This window comes from candidate division WOR-3 bacterium, assembly GCA_039802205.1.
Lineage (GTDB): Bacteria > Hydrothermota > Tepidihabitantia > SM23-42 > JAOAFX01 > JAOAFX01.
This window is the reverse complement of sequence record JBDRWD010000028.1, coordinates 1-22,434: the sequence shown is the minus strand read 5'-3', so window position 1 is coordinate 22,434 and position 22,434 is coordinate 1. Positions and strand designations below refer to the sequence as shown.

Annotated in this window: 22 protein-coding genes; 9 read left to right on the top strand and 13 right to left on the bottom strand. The window is 41.5% G+C overall.

Annotated elements, in window-relative coordinates:
• Positions 1-29: 29 nt before the first annotated feature.
• Positions 30-338, bottom strand: a complete 309-nt coding sequence (locus tag ABIL39_07110; protein ID MEO0165888.1) for a ferredoxin family protein — start codon at positions 336-338, stop codon at positions 30-32.
• 2 nt (positions 339-340) lie between these two features.
• On the bottom strand, positions 341-2,293 hold the full coding sequence (locus tag ABIL39_07105) for a CoB--CoM heterodisulfide reductase iron-sulfur subunit A family protein (GenBank protein ID MEO0165887.1): 1,953 nt from the start codon (positions 2,291-2,293) through the stop codon (positions 341-343).
• A 172-nt stretch (positions 2,294-2,465) separates the two neighbouring features.
• On the opposite strand from ABIL39_07105, the gene ABIL39_07100 reads away from it, so the two are divergent.
• Positions 2,466-3,365, top strand: a complete 900-nt coding sequence (locus ABIL39_07100; GenBank protein MEO0165886.1) for a patatin-like phospholipase family protein — start codon at positions 2,466-2,468, stop codon at positions 3,363-3,365.
• A gap of 9 nt (positions 3,366-3,374) precedes the next feature.
• On the opposite strand, the gene ABIL39_07095 is transcribed toward ABIL39_07100, so the two are convergent.
• The 4 genes from ABIL39_07095 to ABIL39_07080 form a co-directional block, all read right to left on the bottom strand.
• Positions 3,375-4,556: an isocitrate/isopropylmalate family dehydrogenase gene (locus ABIL39_07095; GenBank protein ID MEO0165885.1), complete on the bottom strand. Its 1,182-nt coding sequence runs from the start codon at positions 4,554-4,556 to the stop codon at positions 3,375-3,377.
• Between the two features lie 134 nt (positions 4,557-4,690).
• A complete protein-coding gene (locus ABIL39_07090; protein ID MEO0165884.1) occupies positions 4,691-5,191 on the bottom strand; it encodes a 3-isopropylmalate dehydratase small subunit in 501 nt (166 codons plus the stop codon).
• 11 nt (positions 5,192-5,202) lie between these two features.
• Complete coding sequence (locus ABIL39_07085) at positions 5,203-6,483, bottom strand: citrate (Si)-synthase (protein MEO0165883.1); 1,281 nt, start codon at positions 6,481-6,483, stop codon at positions 5,203-5,205.
• A 3-nt stretch (positions 6,484-6,486) separates the two neighbouring features.
• Positions 6,487-7,764 carry a 3-isopropylmalate dehydratase large subunit gene (locus ABIL39_07080; GenBank protein ID MEO0165882.1) on the bottom strand — a complete coding sequence of 426 codons (1,278 nt, stop codon included), beginning with the start codon at positions 7,762-7,764 and terminating at the stop codon, positions 6,487-6,489.
• A gap of 383 nt (positions 7,765-8,147) precedes the next feature.
• Between ABIL39_07080 and ABIL39_07075 the strand changes: the two genes are divergently transcribed.
• Both ABIL39_07075 and ABIL39_07070 read left to right on the top strand, forming a co-directional pair.
• On the top strand, positions 8,148-8,294 hold the full coding sequence (locus ABIL39_07075) for a hypothetical protein (protein ID MEO0165881.1): 147 nt from the start codon (positions 8,148-8,150) through the stop codon (positions 8,292-8,294).
• 48 nt (positions 8,295-8,342) lie between these two features.
• Positions 8,343-8,498: a hypothetical protein gene (locus ABIL39_07070; protein ID MEO0165880.1), complete on the top strand. Its 156-nt coding sequence runs from the start codon at positions 8,343-8,345 to the stop codon at positions 8,496-8,498.
• A gap of 303 nt (positions 8,499-8,801) precedes the next feature.
• Here the strand turns inward: ABIL39_07070 and ABIL39_07065 are convergent, their stop codons facing one another.
• Positions 8,802-11,900 carry a S8 family serine peptidase gene (locus ABIL39_07065; protein ID MEO0165879.1) on the bottom strand — a complete coding sequence of 1,033 codons (3,099 nt, stop codon included), beginning with the start codon at positions 11,898-11,900 and terminating at the stop codon, positions 8,802-8,804.
• 473 nt (positions 11,901-12,373) lie between these two features.
• On the opposite strand from ABIL39_07065, the gene ABIL39_07060 reads away from it, so the two are divergent.
• Positions 12,374-13,882: a glycosyltransferase family 39 protein gene (locus ABIL39_07060; protein ID MEO0165878.1), complete on the top strand. Its 1,509-nt coding sequence runs from the start codon at positions 12,374-12,376 to the stop codon at positions 13,880-13,882.
• Here the strand turns inward: ABIL39_07060 and queF are convergent.
• The 4 genes from queF to folK are packed head-to-tail and all read right to left on the bottom strand — an operon-like array spanning position 13,879 to position 16,163.
• Positions 13,879-14,265, bottom strand: coding sequence for a preQ(1) synthase (gene queF, locus ABIL39_07055; GenBank protein ID MEO0165877.1), 387 nt, complete (start codon positions 14,263-14,265; stop codon positions 13,879-13,881). The genes ABIL39_07060 and queF overlap by 4 nt on opposite strands.
• 8 nt (positions 14,266-14,273) lie before the next feature.
• The gene (gene panB / locus ABIL39_07050; GenBank protein ID MEO0165876.1) at positions 14,274-15,065 is read right to left on the bottom strand and encodes a 3-methyl-2-oxobutanoate hydroxymethyltransferase; all 792 of its coding nucleotides are present in this window, start codon (positions 15,063-15,065) and stop codon (positions 14,274-14,276) included.
• Complete coding sequence (locus ABIL39_07045) at positions 15,062-15,691, bottom strand: deoxynucleoside kinase (protein ID MEO0165875.1); 630 nt, start codon at positions 15,689-15,691, stop codon at positions 15,062-15,064. The genes panB and ABIL39_07045 overlap by 4 nt, the downstream gene beginning before the upstream one ends.
• Positions 15,663-16,163, bottom strand: coding sequence for a 2-amino-4-hydroxy-6-hydroxymethyldihydropteridine diphosphokinase (folK, locus tag ABIL39_07040; protein MEO0165874.1), 501 nt, complete (start codon positions 16,161-16,163; stop codon positions 15,663-15,665). The genes ABIL39_07045 and folK overlap by 29 nt, the downstream gene beginning before the upstream one ends.
• 262 nt (positions 16,164-16,425) lie before the next feature.
• Here folK and ABIL39_07035 point away from each other — a divergent pair, with 262 nt between their 5' ends.
• Genes ABIL39_07035 through ABIL39_07025 form a run of 3 tightly spaced genes read left to right on the top strand, consistent with a single transcriptional unit; the run spans position 16,426 to position 19,746 of the window.
• The gene (locus ABIL39_07035; protein ID MEO0165873.1) at positions 16,426-17,235 is read left to right on the top strand and encodes a M23 family metallopeptidase; all 810 of its coding nucleotides are present in this window, start codon (positions 16,426-16,428) and stop codon (positions 17,233-17,235) included.
• Between the two features lie 13 nt (positions 17,236-17,248).
• Entirely contained in the window at positions 17,249-18,487 is a 1,239-nt protein-coding gene (locus ABIL39_07030) for a sugar phosphate nucleotidyltransferase (GenBank protein ID MEO0165872.1), read from the top strand.
• Positions 18,484-19,746: a sugar phosphate nucleotidyltransferase gene (locus ABIL39_07025; GenBank protein MEO0165871.1), complete on the top strand. Its 1,263-nt coding sequence runs from the start codon at positions 18,484-18,486 to the stop codon at positions 19,744-19,746. The genes ABIL39_07030 and ABIL39_07025 overlap by 4 nt, the downstream gene beginning before the upstream one ends.
• Here ABIL39_07025 and ABIL39_07020 read toward each other — a convergent pair.
• Entirely contained in the window at positions 19,735-20,124 is a 390-nt protein-coding gene (locus ABIL39_07020; GenBank protein ID MEO0165870.1) for a Minf_1886 family protein, read from the bottom strand. The genes ABIL39_07025 and ABIL39_07020 overlap by 12 nt on opposite strands.
• A gap of 78 nt (positions 20,125-20,202) precedes the next feature.
• Here ABIL39_07020 and ABIL39_07015 point away from each other — a divergent pair, with 78 nt between their 5' ends.
• Both ABIL39_07015 and ABIL39_07010 read left to right on the top strand, forming a co-directional pair.
• Positions 20,203-20,547 (top strand): cupin domain-containing protein, encoded by a 345-nt coding sequence (locus tag ABIL39_07015; protein ID MEO0165869.1) that lies wholly within the window; start codon positions 20,203-20,205, stop codon positions 20,545-20,547.
• Positions 20,548-20,550: 3 nt separating this feature from the next.
• Entirely contained in the window at positions 20,551-21,690 is a 1,140-nt protein-coding gene (locus tag ABIL39_07010; GenBank protein MEO0165868.1) for an NAD(P)/FAD-dependent oxidoreductase, read from the top strand.
• Here the strand turns inward: ABIL39_07010 and ABIL39_07005 are convergent.
• Positions 21,682-22,119: an LEA type 2 family protein gene (locus ABIL39_07005; protein ID MEO0165867.1), complete on the bottom strand. Its 438-nt coding sequence runs from the start codon at positions 22,117-22,119 to the stop codon at positions 21,682-21,684. The two genes, ABIL39_07010 and ABIL39_07005, sit on opposite strands and share 9 nt — an antisense overlap.
• Positions 22,120-22,434 lie beyond the last annotated feature (315 nt).

Below are 22,434 nucleotides of genomic sequence, written 5' to 3'. Positions count from 1 at the left end.
TGGTGATTTTATTCATTCTGACTAAAGTCCTATGACTCCATTGAACTCTCCCTTTCATCCAATAATTCGGCGACCGTCCTTTCTCTCCCTAGTGTCACATAGATTGCAAATTCGGGGCAGATGATTTCGCAGAGATGGCATTCTCTACATTCGTGAGGGTTCTTCACATAAGGAGGATGATAACCTTTTATGTTAAATTCGCTCGACAATTCCAGAACCTTTTTTGGACAAAATTCTACACAAAATCCACATCCCTTACAGCGGTCTTTAATGATATGAACTTCACCTTGCGGAATTTTTATTTTATCAGCATCAAGGGGTCGCCGCCAGAATTTCATAATTATTTCTCAATTGCCGCCACAACCATTTCCATCACAGTCTTGTCTTTTAAATTTTTAAGCTGCGAAGCCCCACTTGGGCAGGCGGCACAACAGGCACCACAGCCCTGGCATAAGGCATCAATGACCTTGGCAATATTCTTTTCTTTGTCTTTTTCTCTTGCTCCGAATGGACATACACCAATACAGACACTACAGCCAGAGCAGAGATTTTCATCAACATAGGCAATCAAAGGCTCAAATGTAATCTTAGGCTGGGATAGAATTCCAATTGCCTTGCTTGCCGCACCCGATGCCTGGGCAACAGTCTCAGGGATATCTTTTGGTCCATGCGCAGCACCGGCGATATAAATGCCCAGTGTATTTGTCTCAACAGGTCTCAATTTTGGATGGGCTTCAGTCAAAAAGGCATTGGCATCGCACTGAATTTTTAATTTTCTTATCAAGTCTTCATTATTCCGCGTCGGCACCATCCCCATCGCCAACACAACCATATCTGCTTCCACCTCAATCTTCTTTCCCACCAGGGTATCAGCACCCAGGACAATCAACTTCCCATTTTCAGGATAGACCTTAGAGACCTTCCCCCTAATGTATATTGCCCCTTCATCGGTTGCCCGATTATAAAATTCTTCAAATCCCTTGCCTGGCGTGCGCACATCAATATAGAAGATTATTGGCTCGCCATCATGTACGCGATGTTTATATAGTATTGCATGCTTTGCCGTATACATACAACATATCTTGGAACAATATTCAAGATGATTCTCTTTGTCCCTTGACCCAGCGCACTGGATAAATACGACACGTTTGGGAATTTTGCCATCTGAAGGCCTTTTCACTTCACCTGCAGTTGGTCCGGATGCCGATAATAATCTTTCAAATTGCAAAGAAGTAATGATATCCGGGCTTGTGCCATAACCATATTCTTTTAATCTTTCAGGTTCATAAATATCATAACCAGTTGCAACCACAATCGCCCCCACGGTCTCTTCAATTATTTCATCTTTTTGATTGAAATCCACTGCCTGGGGCGGACAGACAATCTGGCAAACCCGACACTTCCCACCTTTTACAAAATAAGTGCAATTCTTGGCATCAATGACCGGTTTGTTTGGTATTGCCTGTGGGAATGGTGTATAGATTGCTTTTCTGGTAGTCAAGAATTCATTAAATTCAGAAGGCACTTTAATTGGACATTTTTCGTAACATACCCCACAGCCCGTGCATTTACTATTATCAACATAAGATGCCTTCTTTCTGATTTTGACTTTGAAATTACCCACCGAACCGGCAATATCTTCAAGTTCACAGTAGGTCATCAATCTTATCTTAGGATGCTGGGCTGCTTCTACCATCTTTGGAGTCAAAATACACTGGGAGCAATCAAGGGTTGGAAATGTTTCAGAAAGCTGTGCCATTCTCCCGCCGATAGAAGGAGACCTTTCCAATAATATTGTTTCAATTCCAGCATTAGCAATATCCAATGCTGCCTGAATCCCGGCAATACCACCGCCAATCACTAACGCCTTTTTTGTCACATCAACGTATATCGGTTCAAGCGATTCATCAAATCGCACTTTTTCTATCATTGTTTTTATAATATCACCTGCTTTCCGCGTAGCGACATTTTTCTCCTCATGCACCCAGCTGCATTGCTCACGTATATTTGCCATCTCACAGGTATAACGGTTCAATCCACCACGCTCGGTTGCATTTCTAAAGGTATTTTCATGGAGAGTTGGAGAACAGGCAGCGACAACTATTGCATCAAGATTTTTTTGTTTTATCGCCTCAATGATGAGGTTTTGACCTGGGTCAGAACACATATACTTATAATTTTCCGCATGAACAACGCCAGGATATTTTTTAATCTCTTCGGTAAGTGCTTCTACATCTACTGTTTTGGCAATGTTTATTCCGCAATGGCAAATGAAAACGCCGATTTTTTTCATAGTATTTCTCCTCTTTTTTGAAGTATTATATTTAAATTTCAAAAAAAGTCAATGATTATCTTAAAAATCAGTACCGGAGAAATAAAGATTTTAAAGCCAATTTCTAAAACTCGCCCATTGACTATAAAGAAATCTCATTGACAATTCCCTCTCATTTTGGTATTATCATTATGTGAAAGTTGGAATTGCTCTGGGTGGAGGTGGTGCAAAAGGACTTGCTCATATTGGAGTCATGGAAGCCTTAGAAGAAATGGGAATCAGACTGGACTATGTTGCGGGCACCTCAATCGGTGCAATCGTTGGTGCAATTTATTGCTTAGACGGTGATACCCGCCATTTGCGGGAGATAACCAAAAATATAATTGAATCAGAAGAATTCCGAAAATTGGGCCTTGATAAATTCTACACGAAAGGGAACAATAAATTTCAAACCTTCAGAAAACAATTATTTGAAAAATATTACTACGGCACCCTCTTCTTTAAAAAATCAATTCTAAAAATTGAAACAACCGAGTGGTTATTCAAAAAACTTTTTGGAAATAAAACATTTGAGGATTTAAAGATACCTTTTGTTTGTAATAGTTTGGATATCAATTCGGGGAATGAAATTATATTCAATACTGGGCCATTATATAAAGCCATCTGGGCGAGTTGTGCAATACCTGGTATCTTTCCACCTTTCATTGAAGGTGATAGAATTTTGATCGATGGAGGAACAATCAATAATATTCCTCTTGAACCGCTTTTAAGAATGGGTGCGCGGATAACCATCGCAGTTTATCTCGGCGATGCTCCGCGGTTTGGGCATAAACCCGATACGGGCTTTTTTATCACCCAACGCGCCCTCTCATTTATGAAATATCATCTCGATTACCGGATTCTTAAACTTGCAGACTGCATTATCAAACCCGAAGTGAGTGAATACCACTGGGCGGATTTTTCTCAATTTGATGCACTCCTCCAGAAGGGGCGTGAAGGTGTGGAAGAGAAAAACAAGGAATTAAAAAAGATTACCGGGTTCTGGTATAAAATAAAAAAGGGGCTGAAACCTCAGCCCCTTTTAGCCATTTAGCTTCTTTGCCTACTGGGCTGCTGCCTTTTGATATTCGTTCCAGCGATTTTCCAGGTTCGGATCCGCTATCGTCTCCAGAATATAGTCACAGAATTCCCGTCCGGTGGCACCTGTTGCCCTTCCGGTCATGATCAGTTTCTTTTCAAACTGGCCGCAGATATCGAGCGCCATCTCCAGTTTTCTGCCCAGTTCCACATAGCCAATGTGGTTTAATAGCATCGCCCCGGCGCGAATGACACTGCTCGGGTCGGCATACTGCGTACGACCTTCTTGAACCATCCTTGGGGCACTCCCATGGATTGCTTCAAACATCGCATATCGTTTGCCGATATTAGCACTTCCGGCTGTCCCAACACCCCCTTGAAATTCTGCTGCTTCATCGGTAAGGATATCGCCGTAAAGATTGGGTAATACGAATACCTGAAATTCCGTTCTCCGTTTGGTGTCAACGAGCTTTGCTGTCATAATATCAATAAACCAATCATCGGCATTTATGCCGGGGTATTCTTTGGCAATTTCATAAAAAGTCTTCAGGAAAAGACCGTCTGTCGTCTTTACCACATTCGCCTTAGTGACTGCCGTGACTCTGGTTTTATTGTTTTTCTTAGCATATTCAAAGGCTAATCTGATTATTCTTTCGCTTCCGGGTCGGGTGATCATCTTAAAATCAATCGCCAAGTCCGGCGTCACTTCAATACCATAAGGACCCAGGGCATAGACGTCTTCGGTATTCTCCCGGAAGAATATCCAATCAATACCCTGGGAAGGAACGCGTACAGGACGGACATTGGCAAAAAGATCCAATTCTTTTCTAATTGCCACATTCGCACTCTCGATATTGGGCCAGGGGTCGCCTTTCTTCGGTGTTGTCGTCGGTCCTTTCAGTAACACGTGACATTTTTTGATCTCCTCCAGAACATCGTCGGGTATCGCTTTCATAACCTCTGCCCGGCGTTCAATGGTGCAACCCTCAATCACCCGAAACAGAATTTTACCCTTCTTAATCTCTTCCTGGAGCAAATGTTCAAGCACCCGCTGTGCTTCACCCGTGATATAGGGACCAATACCATCGCCCCCGATCACTCCGATGATAATCGGTTTCAGTTTTGAATAATCAATCCATTCTTCTTCTTTCTTTATCACCTGTACTCTCTTAAGCTGTTTAATCAATATCCCACCGAAATGTTCCATTGCTTTCTGAATAGACCGGGGATATGCTATTTTTTCTTCTTTTTTCTTCACTTTTTTTGCGACCTTGGTTTTCTTTTTGACCACGGGTTTCTTTTTAATTTTTTTAGTCTTTTTTGCCATAATTTGTTCTCCTTTTAATCCAATTTAAAATCGCCATGCTTCTCAATGTGGGCTAACAGCCCTCCGTCATTGAGAATATTGATCATTGCCTTGGGCAAAGGATGTACTTTAAGTTCAATATTTTTGGTTAAATTCTTCACTACTCCTTTTTCAAGATCCACTTCAAGCTCATCGCCCGTATCAATCCGATCAGTATCACACTCCACGAGTGGCAAGCCGATATTAATCGCATTCCGGTAAAATATTCGGGCAAATGATTTTGCGAGCACCGCACTAACTCCAGCAATTTTAATGATGGTAGGAGCATGCTCCCGAGAACTGCCCAACCCGAAATTGTTGCCGGCAACGACAAAGTCGCCTTTGGACATCTTCTGGACGAATTGAGGATCAGCATCTTCCAGGACATGCTTAGCGAGTTCCTCAAGATTAGAACGGAGATGGAAGTACCGGCCTGGACAGATTAAATCAGTTGAAATATCGTCGCCGAATTTCCAAGCCCTTCCCTTGAGCACCATAAATCCCCCCATCAAGATTTTATGACCGTCTCTTTAACCCACTTGGTAGTCACCGATTTTGGTCTTTCAATCGGCTCACCCAATGCCCGGCTTACAATCAACTGCGCGCACATTCCCATCGCCCGGGAAACTCCAAAAAGGACGGTGTAATACTCAAATTCGGTCAGTCCAAAATGATAAAGCAAACAGCCCGAAGCTGCATCCACATTGGGCCAGGGGTCTTTTACTTTACCTTGTTCTTTTAAGACCTCCGGAACCACTTTAAATACCCGGGCAACGATTTGATAGAGCTCATCATCCGGGCAAACTCGGGCACCAAATTCGTGGAATGCTTCAAACCGGGGATCGGTGATACGTAAAACCGCATGTCCGTATCCAGGAATCACCTGTCCGGAATTTAAAGTCTCCCAGGCAAACTGGCGTAAATCCTGTTCACTCGGCACCCCACCAAATTTTTCTTTCAATTTGATGATCCAAGCAAGACATTCCTGATTGGCAAGACCATGGAGAGGTCCGGCTAATCCATTTAAACCAGCAGAAACCGCATAGTAAGGATCGGATAAAGCTGAACCGACACAATGACAGGTATGGGCACTCACATTGCCACTCTCATGGTCGGAATGTAAGACCATATAAAGCCGCATCAGATTTTTAAATTCACCAGTGGGATCAGGAATTCCCAGCATGTGGGCATAATCACCTGCCCAATCAAGATTAGGATCCGATTCAATGATCGGACCTTTATTAAATCTCATCCGATAGATGCCCGCAGCAATAGCCGGCAATTTGGCAATAAGATTCAATGAATCCTCAAGAGTCCATTCCCAGTATTCCTCTTTTTTCAACCCTTCTGTATATTTCTTCCTGAACAGCGATTCGCGTTCCATAGCCAAGATCGCGAGACTGAACATCGCCATGGGATGAGAATCCTTAGGTAATGCCTTGAGTACATCCCAGACATATTCCGGAACCTTGGAACGCCTTTTTAGGTCTTTCTTTACCATCTCCGTAGCTTCCTTATCGGGCAGTTCCCCGACGATGAGCAGATATAAAACCTCCTCAGGTAGTTTATTTTTTAACTGGGCGATGGGAATTTCCCGAATGATTAAACCTTTGTCCGGAGGTACCTCAGAGGTATCACAGATGAGTGCTTTTACCCCACGCATTCCTCCGTAAGCCTGGCTCACGGTCACTTCCGAAATCACTTTATCGCCATAGTTTTTTACCAGGTTTTTTATCTCCTCACGCCATACCGGAATTTTCTCTTTAAGTTTTAATTTAATTATCTCCATAATTTACCCCTTTCTTTTTGTTTTTTTCTTTTTTAAAACTTCTCTCGGGTCGCTGATAACCCCTTTAATTGCCGAATACGCTGCGGTTGCGGGTGATGCCAGATAAATCAACCCCTCGGGATTGCCCATCCGACCTTTAAAATTCCGATTTGCTGTGGAAAGACAAACCTCTCCATCTCCGAGAATTCCTTCATGAACACCAACACATGGACCACAACCTGGTCCAAGAATAATCCCGCCAGCACGTACAAATATTTCCAGAAGTCCTAGTTTCAGTGCCTCTAAAAAAATCATCCTTGAAGCCGGAACGACTATCAACCTTACACCAGGTGCCACTTTCTTGCCTCTTAAAATGTTCGCTGCAATCTTTAAATCTTCAATCCGGCCGTTTGTGCAGGTTCCAATAAAGACCTGATGAACCTTTGTGCCCTTCAACTCCTTAACCGGTTTGGTGTTATCCACCGTATGGGGGCAGGCAACCTGGGGTTCCAGTTTACTCGCATCAATCTCAATTACTTTTTCATAATTTGCATCCTTATCCGGGACAATAGGCCGCCAGTCTTTCAACCTACCCATCTTCTTTAAATACTCGCGGGTGACTTTATCCGAAGCTATTAAGCCAGTCTTAGCACCCGCTTCCACTGCCATATTAGCAAGCGTAAACCGGGATTCCATAGACATGTTATCTATCGCCTCACCCCCGAATTCAAGGGCTTTATAGGTCGCACCATCTGCACCCAGCGTACCGATGATATAAAGTATCAAATCTTTTGCCCCCACCCCTGGTTGAAATTTACCTTTCACTTCTATCCGGTAAGTCTCTGGCACCTTAAACCATGTTCTGCCCATCGCCATTCCGATAGCGACATCCGTAGAACCCATACCCGTGGCAAAGGCACATAATGCTCCCGAAGTACAAGTATGGGAATCGGCACCGATTACCACATCTCCAGGTTTGACATAAGATTCCACCAACCGCTGGTGAATCACTCCTTCACCAACATCTGAAAGTATCGCACCCGACTGAGCACAGAAGGAGCGTAATAACATGTGGTCGTTGGATAGTTCTTTACGTGGGGAAGGAGCAGCATGGTCAATGAAAACAATTGACTTCGGTGCCCGGACTTTTTCAATCTTAAGTTTCTGAATCTGACGCACTCCCAGAGGACCGGTTCCGTCTTGAAAAGCAGCAACATCCACCCGGGCAATTACAATCTGACCCGCCCGGGCATCCTGACCGCTTTTTTCTGATAAAATCTTTTCCGCCAAAGTTTTACCCATTCTTCAACCTCCCGATTTATAATGACGTAACCCGGATAAATGAATCCGGTCTCTCAATATAATACCCAAATTCAATATCAGCATCAATCGTTTGTAATTTCAAAAGTTAATTATAATAAAATTTTGCTCACAGTCAAGAATAAAGTGCAGAGTTTCAAGACATGGTATCCACCCTAAAAGAATATTCTGGGTTGAAAAGATAAAAAAATTTATTTAAATGTTCATCAAAAAATTTTTTAAAATGGAGAGGTGTGAAGATTACCTTATAGCTAAGACAGGAACGAATAAAATGGTTTTTAAGCCCAACCGGGCATAAATCTCTCCATCTCTACCATCAAACGGGTTTTACACAAGCATAATTTAATAAAACATCGGTCTAGGAAATGGCAGAAACAGTGGCAGATACCAAGTTAAAACTGTTTACTTTGTGGCAGATGGATGTGAAATATTTACGGTATATGGCTAAGGGAGTAACATTTTTTGTCTATGCTGAGGAGTTTTTGCTGATTAATGCTATGCGGTTTATCTAACTTTTATTGTGCCATTTGGAATTTTTTGGTGTGGATACCGGTGAGGTCATGATTTGGAATGACAACGAAGTTTATTGGGATGGTGTATACCAAAAAGACAGTGGTTTTACGGAGATTGTGGAGCGGGTATTTAAGGGTTGTATCGGACGATTCCGATGCGGATGCTGTGTTTTAATGTTGGGGCGGAGAATTTTTACGATCTAGTAGAGTCCGAATATGGCTTTTAAGAAGAGACCCTGGCAGATGGTTCAACCGGAGTGCGGCATAAATAATCGCAATTTTTTAAATTTCCCTCCGATAGTGCTTGAGGATTTAGAACTTGATGCGCAATGGCTTTTTCGGCTAAAGATAAATTTTTCTCGGAGTATAGCAAAATGCATACCATAGGTATACAAAAGGGAAATTGAGTGGATACCATATCCCCCATGGGCTCAAAAGTTAAAAATATGGGGTAGCAATTAATCGCTACCCCATTAACGACCACCAAGTTGGTGTTTTTATTTTTTATTATTTTAGCATCACTATCTTTTCCACGACTCTTTGATTCTCAGTCTCAAGTTGGACAAAGTAGATACCCGCGGGCAGATTACGTCCATCAGCATCTTTTCCATCCCACAGGATAGATGTTTTCCGATTGAGCTCAGAGTAAGTCCATTCCCGGACAAGTCTGCCGGTTGCATCAAAGATCTTCATGGTTGCTGATGGTTCTCCTTCTGGCAATAAATAATATATGAGGAGTTTTCCAGTAAATGGATTTTGAGAGAAAGCGAGGTGTGATATACCTGATTTACTGCACGACTCAGAGATTCCGACATAGCTTGAAAGATTTCCGACTTCCCAATCAAGCAATGCAGGATTGTTCGGCGATCTTGTGATACGATAGAAAAGCCCTTTTAATCTTATCGTGTTATATGTCACAGTATCAGTCATCAGGTCTAATTTGACCGTATCAACCGCATTGTGGCTGAATTTTCCGGTTGAATTACCAGGAATGATGGAGTTAGGAACTAATTGCCAGGTAGAACCGGTGTAATATTCAACCTGAATACCTATGGAATCGCCACCAGTTGCCTTGCGCCAGATAATATCGCCCCAGCGTGAACGGGCATAGGTTTTTGAAAGCTCGGAATAGACGACTGGTGGGCTATATAGGACACCTGAATTGTTCTGGTAAGTGTAAGAGTAGGAGAGAATCACATTATCGGTTGCGCATGCCCAGCCCCAGTGAGATGATGCGGTACTATCACTGAAGAACCACTCAAACTGGACAGAATCGCAAGGTAATTGGGAAGTTAGGTCAATGTCGGCAGTCCCGTTAACACTGGTGGTATATTCAGCAATATTTGTCCAGCTTGTCCAGGTGCCACCGGTTCTTTTGCGGAATTTTACACGGAGTTTTTCACCGGTCTCATAGACTCTAAATCCATATCCATAACGAATTCGTAAGTTTGTGGCAGTTGGAGGAATATAGACCTTGGGTGAAATCAGCTCCTCATTATAGTTGATCACACCGTTACCCGCATCATCATCTGAATAGTATGCATAGGCAGTGCCATAGTTGGGTGGAGTGTAAGAACCCAAATCGGTCGTTGTACCTGTTGTCCAACGGTATCCATCATTATTGCCATCAACCCAGCTCCAGCCTGCAGGCATTCCGGATTCAAAATTAGCAGTAAGGAGGGTATCTTCTACATAACCTACTGGCACAAGCACTACACTATCACCCTGAACCTGTGTGCCATTGAATGTACAACCTAAGAATTGTGCATAGGTTGTTTGGAACCAGGAACAAGTTCCAGATGGTATATCAGTCTTTATTGTGAAAGACCTTCGTGCAGTAGGTGCAGACCACATTCCACTTGTAGTTGAATCAGCGGCTTTAACTTTCCACCAATAAGTAGTGTTGTTGTTTAAAGAAACAGGCAGGGTATAGGTGATAGTTGCACCACTTGGATATAGTCCGGTTGTTATACTATCCTGGTTTGTAAATGCGGTATCAGTTGACCAGTAGATTCTGTATTTTACCATATCATTCTGCGGATCTGTAGTTGTAAGTTTAAAAATCGGGTTCAAGGTTGCAAATTTTGCGTAGTTGAATGGAGCAATGATTGTAGGAGTAAATGGTGTGCCAGGGAATGGTGTTGCATTGACGGCAGCCAATGCATCAATCCTACCCGCACCAAAATCATTATCCTTTCCTGAAGGACCAAGGTCAACAGCAGTAACCTGGAGAATACTATCTATCTCACGGCGGGTAAGATATGGATTCTTCTGAAGCATCAATGCTACAGTTCCTGCAACATGTGGTGTCGCCATTGAAGTTCCACTCCAGCCGTCAAGGTAGCCAGTATTATTATTATAGGCGCAGGATTTGATATTCACGCCAGGTGCTGAAACATCAGGCTTGGTTAACCCTGGGGGATAGGGATAATCATTGTATCCTGTAACCGTATCCCATGTCACAGGTCCTGGTGACGAAAAAGAGGCGATTGCGTCGTTAATATCGGTTGCCCCCACGCTGATAACATTTGATAATGCACCAGTGGCGCCGTTTTGGGGATGACGCCAGGGTGAAGGAACACTGCCCGGACATCTCAGGGCATAAGGTGGAAGGTCAAGGCCTCTTTCATTACCGGCAGCAACTACCATCACAATCCCTGCAGCACCGACATTGTTACAGGCGGTGCGCCAGGTCGCAACCCTTGGTGACCAGGCATAACGCCAGCCCAGGGACATTGTTATCAAATCACCACCATGGGTTGGTGAAAGTGGCGGCGAAACGACGAACTGCATTGCCTGCCAGACTTGGTTCTCGGCAGTTGTATCTGCCACTGTTCTCACACGGCAGCACAGCATCTGGGCATCTGGTGCTACGCCACACTGCGAGCCAGCGGTGCCATCTGAGGCTACTGACCCTGCACAATGGGTGCCATGTCCATTGACATCCATCGGGTCGTTATTATTCAATTCAAAATTCCATCCATGGTTTGGATAATTCGGATCCGTCCAGATATGGTCAGCAAGGTCAACATGATTGTAATTCACTCCGGTATCAATGATACCGACAACAATGCCCTGACCCGTATAGCCCAGCGCCCATACTGCTGGTGCATTGATCTTACTCACACCCCAGGCAATTTCCCTTTCTTTTGAAGTCTTATCGGCAGGGGCGATTGTGTAATTTGGCTTTTCTAATTCAATAGGCTTTAGATCATAATCAATGTAGAAAATACCTCTTTGGTTATCAAGTTCGGCAATCACATCTCTTGTTGTTTCACAATAGATAGCATTTACAATCCAGATTGAAACAACATTCTTCACCTTATTCTGTTTTTCCATCCGCCCTAGATATTCAAGGATTGGTTTCTGGTTTTCCAGCGAATAAGCACGCAGTATCTCGGCAGTCCTTGCCCTTCTTTCGGGTTTTGGTAGCCCTTCAACTGCCTTCGTCAGTTCATTCAAATCCATCTGTTTTTTGAAGACGATATCAACTGGAATGAAATCTGATGGACTGGCACGGGCGATAACATTCTTAAGTTCCGGACTTATTAATGCAAAGCCCGGAATTATCAGAATAAACAATAATAGAATGCTAAAGGTCTTCATTTGACTCCCCCTTTCTTATTTAAAAAAAGAAAATAATTTAATGGACCTTTATCACCCCCTTTCATTACTTTAATTATAATCAATTTATCGTAGATATCAAGAGCCGAATTCTCACCATATTTTTTATGTCTTTATAAAAGAAAGATGAAACTCATGGGCAAGATTTGTAAGGGTAACCAATAATTTAGCGTTGGGAAAAGCTTTCGCCATGCTTAAATAAAAAATGCCAACCTGAACTCGTCAGGTGGTAACCGGTAAAATGGTAGGCGCAGGCTTCAGCCTGCGGATAAATGTTTTTAAAAACCAGGGTATTTCGCACCCTGAAGGGCGCGGCTACCTCTAATAATTTAGCGTATAAAAATAATTTGACAAATATTGGAAAGGGCTCAAGATGTTGAATAAAAATAGGCAGGTCACGAAATTTAGAAATTCGTTGACTTTGGTTAAATTTTAACTAAAATTCTATAAATAAAATGGTACGAAGAAAAAATATTTCCCTTTGGATATTCTTCGTGATTTATACCATTTTATCACTTCTCCTCTTTGATCCCAAATTATTCACCGGTGGTGATAATGCGGTTTATATCCATCTTGCAGAAGCTATTGTTACGGGCAAAGGATATAAAAATATTTATCTACCGGATGAACCTTCACATACCCAATATCCACCGGGTTTTCCGTTGCTATTAGCAGTCCCATTTATCATTTTCGGCAAGAATATTTTACTATTTAAAATACTCATCTTCCTAAGTGGAATGGGGGCACTCGCATTCTTTTATCTTCTCAGCCGGAAAATTTTTCCTGAAAATTTTACGATTCTTATTTCTCTCTATCTTTCAGTCCCGATATTTATAATATACAACCACTGGATTCTTTCTGAAATTCCATTTTTATTTTTTTCTCTTGGTGCCTTATATTTTCTCTTGAAATTTTGCATTAGAAAGCATTTCTTAAATTTTTGGCTCGCCTCATCATTCGCCATCTATGCCTTTTTCATAAGAACCGCCGGTATCTCATTAATTCTCGGTTTTCTATTATACTTGATTTTAAAAAAAGAATACAAATATTCCATAATATTTTTAGCATTGTTTTTGCTCTTCTTTATTCCCTGGGAAGTTAGAAATGCAGGGATACCTGATAATACAGGTTATTTGAGACAACTCCTCGCCAAAAATCCGTATCAAATGGAGCTGGGTACAATAAATTTTTCGGATTTTATTCTCCGCCTTACGGGTAATCTTATATTCTACACTTTCACCATCCTCCCTCAAACCCTCTTGCCTGTTTTAAATTCTCGAATTATCACGAATATTTGTGGTTTGATATTCCTTTTGTTTTTGATAATAGGGTTTGGTAAAAGATTAAAAAATTTTACGATCTTTGAAATATACTTTATTCTCGGTTCAGGAGTTCTACTTGCCTGGCCCCAGGTTTGGTCATCGGATAGATTTCTACTCCCCATACTTCCGGTGCTATTGATTTATCTCTATACAGGTTTTGTCTGGCTCCAAGAAAAATTAAAATTAAAATATTTTTTATGGGTAATCACAGGATTAATGATTATCCTAAATGTAATCTGGATAACTTCTCAGGCGAAGATAGCGGTGAATAACACCATAAACTATCTCCGAGGCAATAAATATGCTGGCTATCCCCTTGACTGGCGTCGTTATTTTGAAATGATTGAATATATTCAGGAAAACATTCCCCGGGACAAAATTATCCTGGCGCGTAAGCCGGAATTTATTTATCTCCTTTCCCGACACAAATCATTTTGTTATCCTTTTACGACTAATAAAAGTGAAATAAAGGAAGCGCTTAAAAAAGCCGACTATGTTATCTTTGATAGGTTTCAATGGACGGGCACAACTATGCGTTATCTCTCGCCGGTGATTCAAGAGCACCCGCAGGGGTTTGAAATAGTTTATCGCACCGTTTATCCCGAGTTTTATTTGTTAAAAATAAAGAAAGAAAATCTTTAATGCATTTTTTTTGTCGTCACTTCCACGATCGTCTTTATTCCACCCCGGGGATTGAATTCGCCCCGCACTACGGCCCAGCGTGGCTTTACTGCCTTTACAAAGTCATAAAATATTCGGTTGACCGCATTTTCATAAAAAATTCCCAAATTTCGATAGGCAAGAATATACATTTTTAACGATTTTAATTCCACAAAATATTTGTTCGGTTCATATTCAATCGTAATCGTGCCGACATCGGGCAGTCCAGTTTTCGGACACACGGAGGTGTATTCGGGAATGATGATTGTTATTTTATAATTCTTGAATTGATTAGGCAAAACTTCAAGTTTAGGCAACTTCTCTTTCAATCCGGCTTGGGCATGTTTTGCCGAATATTTATTCAAGTATCCTCCTATTCAAAAGAATGCTCCTTATCCGGGAAGAACCCTTTTTTTACTTCGGTGATGTATTCTTTAACAGCACGTCTTATTTCCCTGCCCAGGTGGGCATATTGTTTTACAAATTTCGGTTTAAATTCTTCGTAGAATCCTAACATATCGTGAAGGACCAATATCTGACCATCACAAAACGGTCCGGCACCAATGCCAATCGTGGGGATCTTTAACATTCTGGTAATTTTTTTCGCTAATTTTGTTGGTATCTTCTCCAGGACAACGGCAAAACACCCAGCGGATTCGAGTCTTTTGGCGTCTTTCATTATTTGTTCTGCTTCTTCCTTACTCTTCCCCCTTAATTTATACCCACCGAATTTATGAATTGACTGCGGTGTTAATCCCAGATGACCCATCACGGGTATGCCGATCTGGACTAACCGTTCGATCGTCTTGAGCATTGGACCCGCGCCTTCAATCTTAACTCCCGTTGCCCCCACCTTCAAAAATCTACCGGCATTTTTTACCGCCTCCTCAATGCCGCATTGATATGATAAGAAAGGCATATCCGTAATCACCATCGCCCTCTTGACTGCCCGGGCAACAATTCTGGTATGATAAACCATCTCGGGCACGGTGATGGGCAGGGTGTTCTTTTCTCCTGCCACCACATTAGCTGCTGAATCACCCACCAGGATTATCTCAATACCTACCTCATCAAGTATCCTGGCGGTGGGATAATCGTAGGCGGTTAGACAGACAATCTTTTCTTTATTTTTTTTCATCTGGAGAATTGTTTCCGTAGTGATCATTCGCGTGAAATTATCTTTCTCGGCAACCTTAACTGAATTATCTCTTTGTAGATTAAATCCAAATCGCTGCTGGAAAGAAAATCAAAGTTTTTGATATTCACAATCAAAAGGGCGCTACCATTGTAGTGAATAAAAAATTCATTATATGCCTCGCATAATTTTACGAGGTAATCATATTCAATGTTTCGCTCATAAGGACGGTCTCGCTGTTTTATTCTTCGATAGAGCAATTCTGGTGGGGCTTGGAGGTAGACAACGATATCAGGACGAGGGATTTCTTTTTCAATAAGACCGTAGATTTTATCATAGAGGGCAAATTCTTCCTCGGTCAGGTTGACCTCGGCAAAGATTCGGTCTTTGGCAAAAAGATAATCACTTACAATTCGGGAATGAAAAAGATCCATCTGGCTGATTTTTTTTTGCTGACGATAGCGGGCCATAAGAAAATACAACTGGGTGTGGAACGCATAATGCGTCGGATTAGAATAAAATTTGGCTAAAAAGGGATTATCATCATATTCTTCAAGTATCAATCCCGCATGGAATCTATTCGCCAGTCCCCGAGCTAAAGTTGTCTTTCCCGCGCCGATGACGCCCTCAATCGCAATATATCTCAATTCCTTCACTGCCTACCTCATCTTTCAATTCTTTGATGGTCTTATCCCTCGCAGGTGGAATAAAGTCAGGTGCAATTTCGGCGAGGGGTATGATGGCAAAATTCCGCTCAAAAAAATAAGGATGAGGTATTACCAAATCGTCATCATTGATTACCTGATCTTCGTAAAACAGGATATCAATATCAATTATCCGTGGTCCCCATTTTTCTTCATCTCGCCGCTTCATGGTTTTTTCAATCTCTTTAAGCATCTTTAAAAGTTCATGGGGTGGGTAAGAAGTCTCAACTGCTACCGCCATATTCAAAAAATCAGGCTGGTCAACTTTTCCCCAAGGCTTGGTTTTATAAATCTTTGAGGTCTTCAAAATTTTTATCTGATGCAGTTTTAACAATTTTAAAGCATTAGCCAAATTTTCTTTGAGCTTCCCCAAATTGGTCCCTAACAGAAGATATGCCTTAGCCATTTCTTCAATTTTATCCATAATATAATTTTTGTCAAGCAACCCGAGTCTTGATCCTCTCCATAATTTTTATATCTTATGAACAAGCCTCCAACTATTCCCTTCATTTAAAGCAAGCAGACTTTTTGGCCAACTATTGACAGTTTCCTGAAATCGATTATAATTGATTATTGCTATGAATTGGCACTATCAGATATTTTTTGTATCTCGGAAGAATCGATTATGTACTCTTTGTTTACCCCGCAAAACCCTCTTTGCGATTTTTTTATTTTTTTTAACAATTATGCTCGGTGCTATTGGACTTTTCATTTACAACACAAACCTTTCGCTAACCGAAATGAAACAAAATATCGCCGAGGAGCAATTTCACGAGTATTCAAAAAAAATTAACCAACTAAAAAGTCAACTTAGCCAATTGAAATTACAACTGGAGCAACAAATTTTGCTGGATAACAAGCAACGCAATTTCCTCCAAATTGCTTCCATCCATCCCGACATCTGGTCTATGGGTATTGGAGGAAGAATCAACCATAATAAATTTGCCCGTCTCTCTTTTTATAATAAAAAACTCCTTGAAGAACTGAGTTCTGATATTGAAATTCTAAAAGGACAGATAAAACTGAGAGAACAGAGTATTCGAGAAATCGAAAATAAGGTATCCCAGAAATTTGAACTCTGGAAACACATCCCCTCCCTGAATCCCGTGCCCGGTGCCGAATTAAGCTCTGGGTTCGGATATCGGGTTGATCCTTTTGAAAAAGATGTCCGAATGCATGAAGGTATTGATTTGAGTGCCCCCAAGGGAACGCCGATTTATGCTACTGGGGATGGGGTGGTGACATTTGCGGACTGGAATATGGGTTATGGATATGTTGTGGACATTGACCATGGCTATGGATTTGTGACCCGTTATGCCCATCTTTCCAAAATTCTGGTTAAAGAAGGCGAACTCGTCAAAAGAGGTCAAATCATCGGTCGGGTGGGTGGGACCGGACGGGCAATCTGTCCCCATCTCCATTACGAAGTAATTGTGGCGGGAGTGAAGGTCAATCCTGTGAAATACATCAATTTCCGAGATGTAATCGTTGATTAAGCCTTAAAAAAGTATGAATAAAATAATCGGCATGGTCCTTGCCGGCGGCCGGGTTGATGAGCTTCTTACCCTGACCGAAAAAAGACCAAAAGCCGCGGTTCCAGTCTTCGGTATCTACCGGTTCATCGACTTTGTGCTCAGCAATCTAATGCATGCCCGGATTGATAATGTAGGCGTTTTATCCCAATTTCGACCCTACAGTTTAATGCGTCACATCGGTAACGGTGAACATTGGGATTTTATCGGGCGCAAGCGGGGTATCAGAATTTTACCTCCCTACAAAGGACTGAAAGAATCAGACTGGTATCGGGGCACCGCTGATGCCGTCTATCAGAACATTTCTTTCATTGAAGAATTCAAACCGGAAATGGTAATAATTGTTGCTGCCGATCATATCTACCATCTCAATTATCAACGTGTAATCGAATTCCATAAAACAAAACGAGCCGAGGTTACTGTTTGTTTCACAAAAACCAAGGCACAATATCCTTGGTTCGGGTACGGCTTGATGGATCGAAAATCCCGCCTTGTTGATTATAAAGAAAAACCGGAAAAACCGCTCTCGGAATGGGTATCCATGACGATATATCTCTTCAATACAGAATTGCTCATTGAACTATTAAAAGAGAATGCGCGTGCGGATTCACATGAATTCGGACGCGATATCATCGCGCGTCTACCCGGGCATTGCCGGATATATGGTTACAAATTTAACGGTTACTGGTCCTATGCACGAACCATTGAGATGTATTATGATACCAATATGGAATTTCTCAATGGCCGGATAGATTTAAAAAAGTGGCAGGTATGTACAAACCTTACGGAAGGATGCTCATTAAAAGACCGCCTTCCTGCACGGATTGAGGGACAGGTTGTCAACTCCTATCTTGGCGATGGATGTATTATAAAAGGTAAAGTGTATAATTCAATTATCTCCCCTGGGGTGGTAGTAGAGGAAAAGGCCGAAGTGGTTGATTCCATCATATTTCATGATTGTTTGATAAAAAGCCACGCCCGTTTAAAAAAGGTAATTTGCGATAAGGGCTGTGAAATTGGCGAAAATGCTGAAATTGGTTTTTTCGGTGCCGAAGTGCCTTCCCGGGAATTTCCCGATATCCTAAAAAATGGCATTACCGTGCTGGGGAAGGGTGTAAAAATACTTAGTGGTGTTAAAGTGGGCGCCAACACAGTCATATATTCCGAAAAAGTCGTAACAGAAAAGTACATCCAACCCGGGAGTTCGATAAGATGAAAAAAGGCATCATCGCTCTACTCCTTGCTGGGGGCGTGGGCTCCCGTTTGAGCATTCTGGCGCGTTTGCGTGCCAAGCCGGCAATACCTTTTGGAGGCATTTACCGGATAATTGATTTTACAATGAGTAACATTGCAAACTCGGGCATAGATGTGGTGGGGGTGCTCACCCAGTATAAACCACTATCCTTGATGGAACATCTCGATAATGGACGACCCTGGGATTTATTTGGGAAGACCAGACTCGTAGAAATTCTTCCCCCCAAGACCGGTGAGGAAATATCTGATTGGTACAAAGGAACCTCAGATGCAGTATATCAGAATCTTGATTTCATTGATGATTTCTCTCCGGATACGGTATTGATCCTCTCCGGAGATCATATCTATTACATGGATTATAATGACTTACATAATTACCACAAAAAAAAGAAGGCGGATGTAACAATCAGCCTGATCCGTGTTCCCCTGGACCAAGCACACCACTTCGGTATTGCCCAGGTGGAAAAAAATGGCCGGATAAAGGAATGGGTGGAAAAACCCCGCCACCCCAAATCCAATCTCGCCTCGATGGGTATTTATATCTTTAATACTGGGGTATTAAAATACGGTTTGAAAAAAGCAGCGAAAAAAGGCGGGGTAGATTTTGCCCGCGATGTCATTCCTCTGCTTTTAAAAGAAAAGTTTAAAATTTTTGGTTATGAATTCAGTGGTTACTGGCGCGATGTCGGAACGATTGATGCCTACTGGAATTGCAATATGGATCTATTAAGAAAGAATTCGGGGCTAAATATCGAGGCCTGGAATATAAGAACCAACATCTTCGCGCGTGGGGAAATCGGTGCCAAAACCCCAGCCTACATTGGCAAGAGTGCAAAAATAGTCAATGCGCTAATATCCGCAGGCTGTGTAGTGGAAGGCAGCGTTAAAAACTCCATCCTTTCTCCGGGTGTTACAGTGGCGAAAGGTGCAAAAGTAATCGACTCAATCATTTTCCACAATACTGTCATCCAATCAGGTGTATCACTTTTAAAGGTGATTGTGGATAAAAATGTCCGAATCGGTCGGGGAACCGTTATCGGTCTTGGGGACCCAATTCCCAATAAAAAACTCGGGGTAAATCTTAGTACTGGGATTACGGTGATCGGCAAAAATGCATTCATACCGGAAAAATTTGTTATCGGTAAAAATTGCATTATCTCTCCAGGGGTTAATTTAGGAAATTATAAACATCGCCAGCTGGAGTCAGGGTCAGTAATTTGAAATCCTCGTTTTGTCCCAAAATTCAAATTTATAGTTTTTTACAAATACCTCTTCAAAATCGTAAACATTCCTGAAATCCTCAATGCTATCTTCTTCTGTTTTGCTGAGAATGCCCTCTTCAACCATGTTAAAAACGATGTTGCCAAAATCAATCGTTTCTCTAACACCCCAGTGTTCAAATACCATCTTTGCGAGAGCTCCAAATCGTTTCAAAGCCAATTCTTTAATTCCTTCCAACAACTGCTTTCCCGTAACATGTTTTTTCACTCGAAACTTCTCCCGGGCATAATATAATGCTTCCAGCACGAAGATATACGCCTCAATACGGTACCGGGGGTCCCTTGCCAAAATTTTTGTTAGTGGAGATTCCTTGTTCATAGACAAATAATATTTGATTTTTAAGCACAGGTCAAGCCGAAACTTGATTTTTTCCCGGGTTCGTATAAAATTAAAGCCATGAAAATAAAAAGCATTGACGACATACCCTCGGAAATCCCTGCTATGCCTGGTGCCCGGGGTGTCACTCTCCAATGGCTGATTACTTCAAAGGACGGCGCACACCACTACGCCCTTCGGCTTTTCACCCTTGAACCCGGTGGTGAAATTCCAGTGCACACGCACAAGGATATGGAACACGAGATATTCGTCATCGAAGGCGAAGCACTTTTAAACGACGGGATATCCGAAATTCCGATAAAAAAAGGAACCGCCATCTTCGTCCCTCCCAATGAAAAACATGGATTTAGAAATATTGCTAACCAGCCCTTTAAATTTATATGTGTTATACCAATTTTCCAATAACCGGTGCAGGATTTTGATTTAATTGTAGTAGGTGCTGGACCCTCCGGTAGCAGTGCTGCATTAACCGCTGCTGAAGAAGGTCTTTCAGTCTTATTAATAGAAGAACACCCGGAGGTGGGAATCCCATTGCAGTGTGCCGAAGGATTATCAAGAAGTACAATAAAAAATTATTTAGATATAAAAGCCGATTGGATTGCCGTTTCACTTCAAGGTTCTATTGTCCGTGGTCCAACTGGTGAAGAGTTCAAAATTGAATATCCAAATGTTGGATGGATATTGAATAGAAAGATTTTTGATAAAGAACTCGCCTCTCTTGCAGTAAAAAAAGGTGCAGTATTGAAAACCAATGCAAAGGTAATCAAGATTGATAACAATGTTTTAGATGTTAATGAAAGCAGTGGAATAAAAAAATACCGTTCAAGATTTATTATCGGTGCCGACGGTATATCTTCAAATGTGGGAAGGTGGCTCGGCATTGATACACGTCTCGGATTAAATGAGATTGAAGTATGTGCAGAATATTTAATTGAGAATATAAAAATTGAACCCAACTACACATATCTTATATTTGACAACAAGATTGCACCCGGTGGCTATGCATGGATATTCCCCAAATCAAAGACCTCAGCAAATGTGGGACTTGGTATATCACCGTTAGCGGGAAAAAAAAGGGCAAAGGAATATCTGGATGATTGGATAAAAAAAGAGTTTCCCGATGGCATAATTAAAGAAAAAATCTTTGGTGGTGTGCCCGCAAAGATTTTGAAAAAATTTTCGGGAAGAAATTTTTTTCTGGTGGGTGATGCGGCGAGGTTTACTGATCCCTTAAGTGGTGCCGGCATTGCCAATGGTGTGAAATCAGGGATGATTGCCGGTCGCAATGCAGTTTTGCGTTTAAAAGGAAAAAAAGATTTTTTTGAGGCGGAGATTGATAGAGAGATACTTGCTGAAATTAAATTTCATAAAAAGGTTCGGGATATTTATTTAAAATTGAAAGATGATGATTATAAAAAGATTTTTGAGATCGGCAAAAAATTTTTTGCGGATAAAATAATCACCGATATAAACACCCGTGAGATTGTAAGGGAGGTAATTAAAAATTTTCCCGCGCTCCTGCCTCTCTGCATCAAACTTTTATTTTAAATTGATCTCCACGGGGTAACTTATTTCTCCGAGCATGGTCTTAATATATGCCCTTGCCTTAATCTGGTATGATGCAGTTTTAAACCTAATTGCCTCAACAAGCGCCTGACCGATTTTTGTATATTCCAAGGTTATCGTGGTGGTGAAGTTTGCGGATTTACCGGCAGGTATTTTCAAACCTTGGCCTGTTGTTCCTGAAAAAACTGCAGTCTGATTGACATAAAATGTATAATCAAGTTTATCAAGCGTCGCATTCGTCTTGTTTGGATTTTGAACCTTCAATTCAAAATCTACCTTCATATCTGAGAACGTAAAATCATAGGCACTCACAGAGATAAGAGTGAACCTGCATTCTCTTATTGTCATACGTTCGGTTATTGCCGAACAAGCAAGCATTAATGCTAACCAGAACATTGTAATATTCTTCATAAGTTAATTATATCCAGTTTGATAATAAAATCAAGTTTGCAAAAGATAAATCGGGGAGGCATTGCCTCCCCGATTTATATTATTTCTTCTTGCTCTTTTTCTTCGTTTTCTTCGTAGCAGCACACTTAGGCATTTTACCTCCTTTTTTACTAAAAATTATACTTAGAATTTTTACTTTGTCAAGGATATAATGCAAAATTTGTCGTTTCAAAGCGAAAATGTCACCTTTAACTTCAAAGGTAAAATGTCCCCAGGCGTGGCTCAAACCACGCTCAGAATTGAATCAGAAAGGAGGTACCTTGATTTTTAAACAAT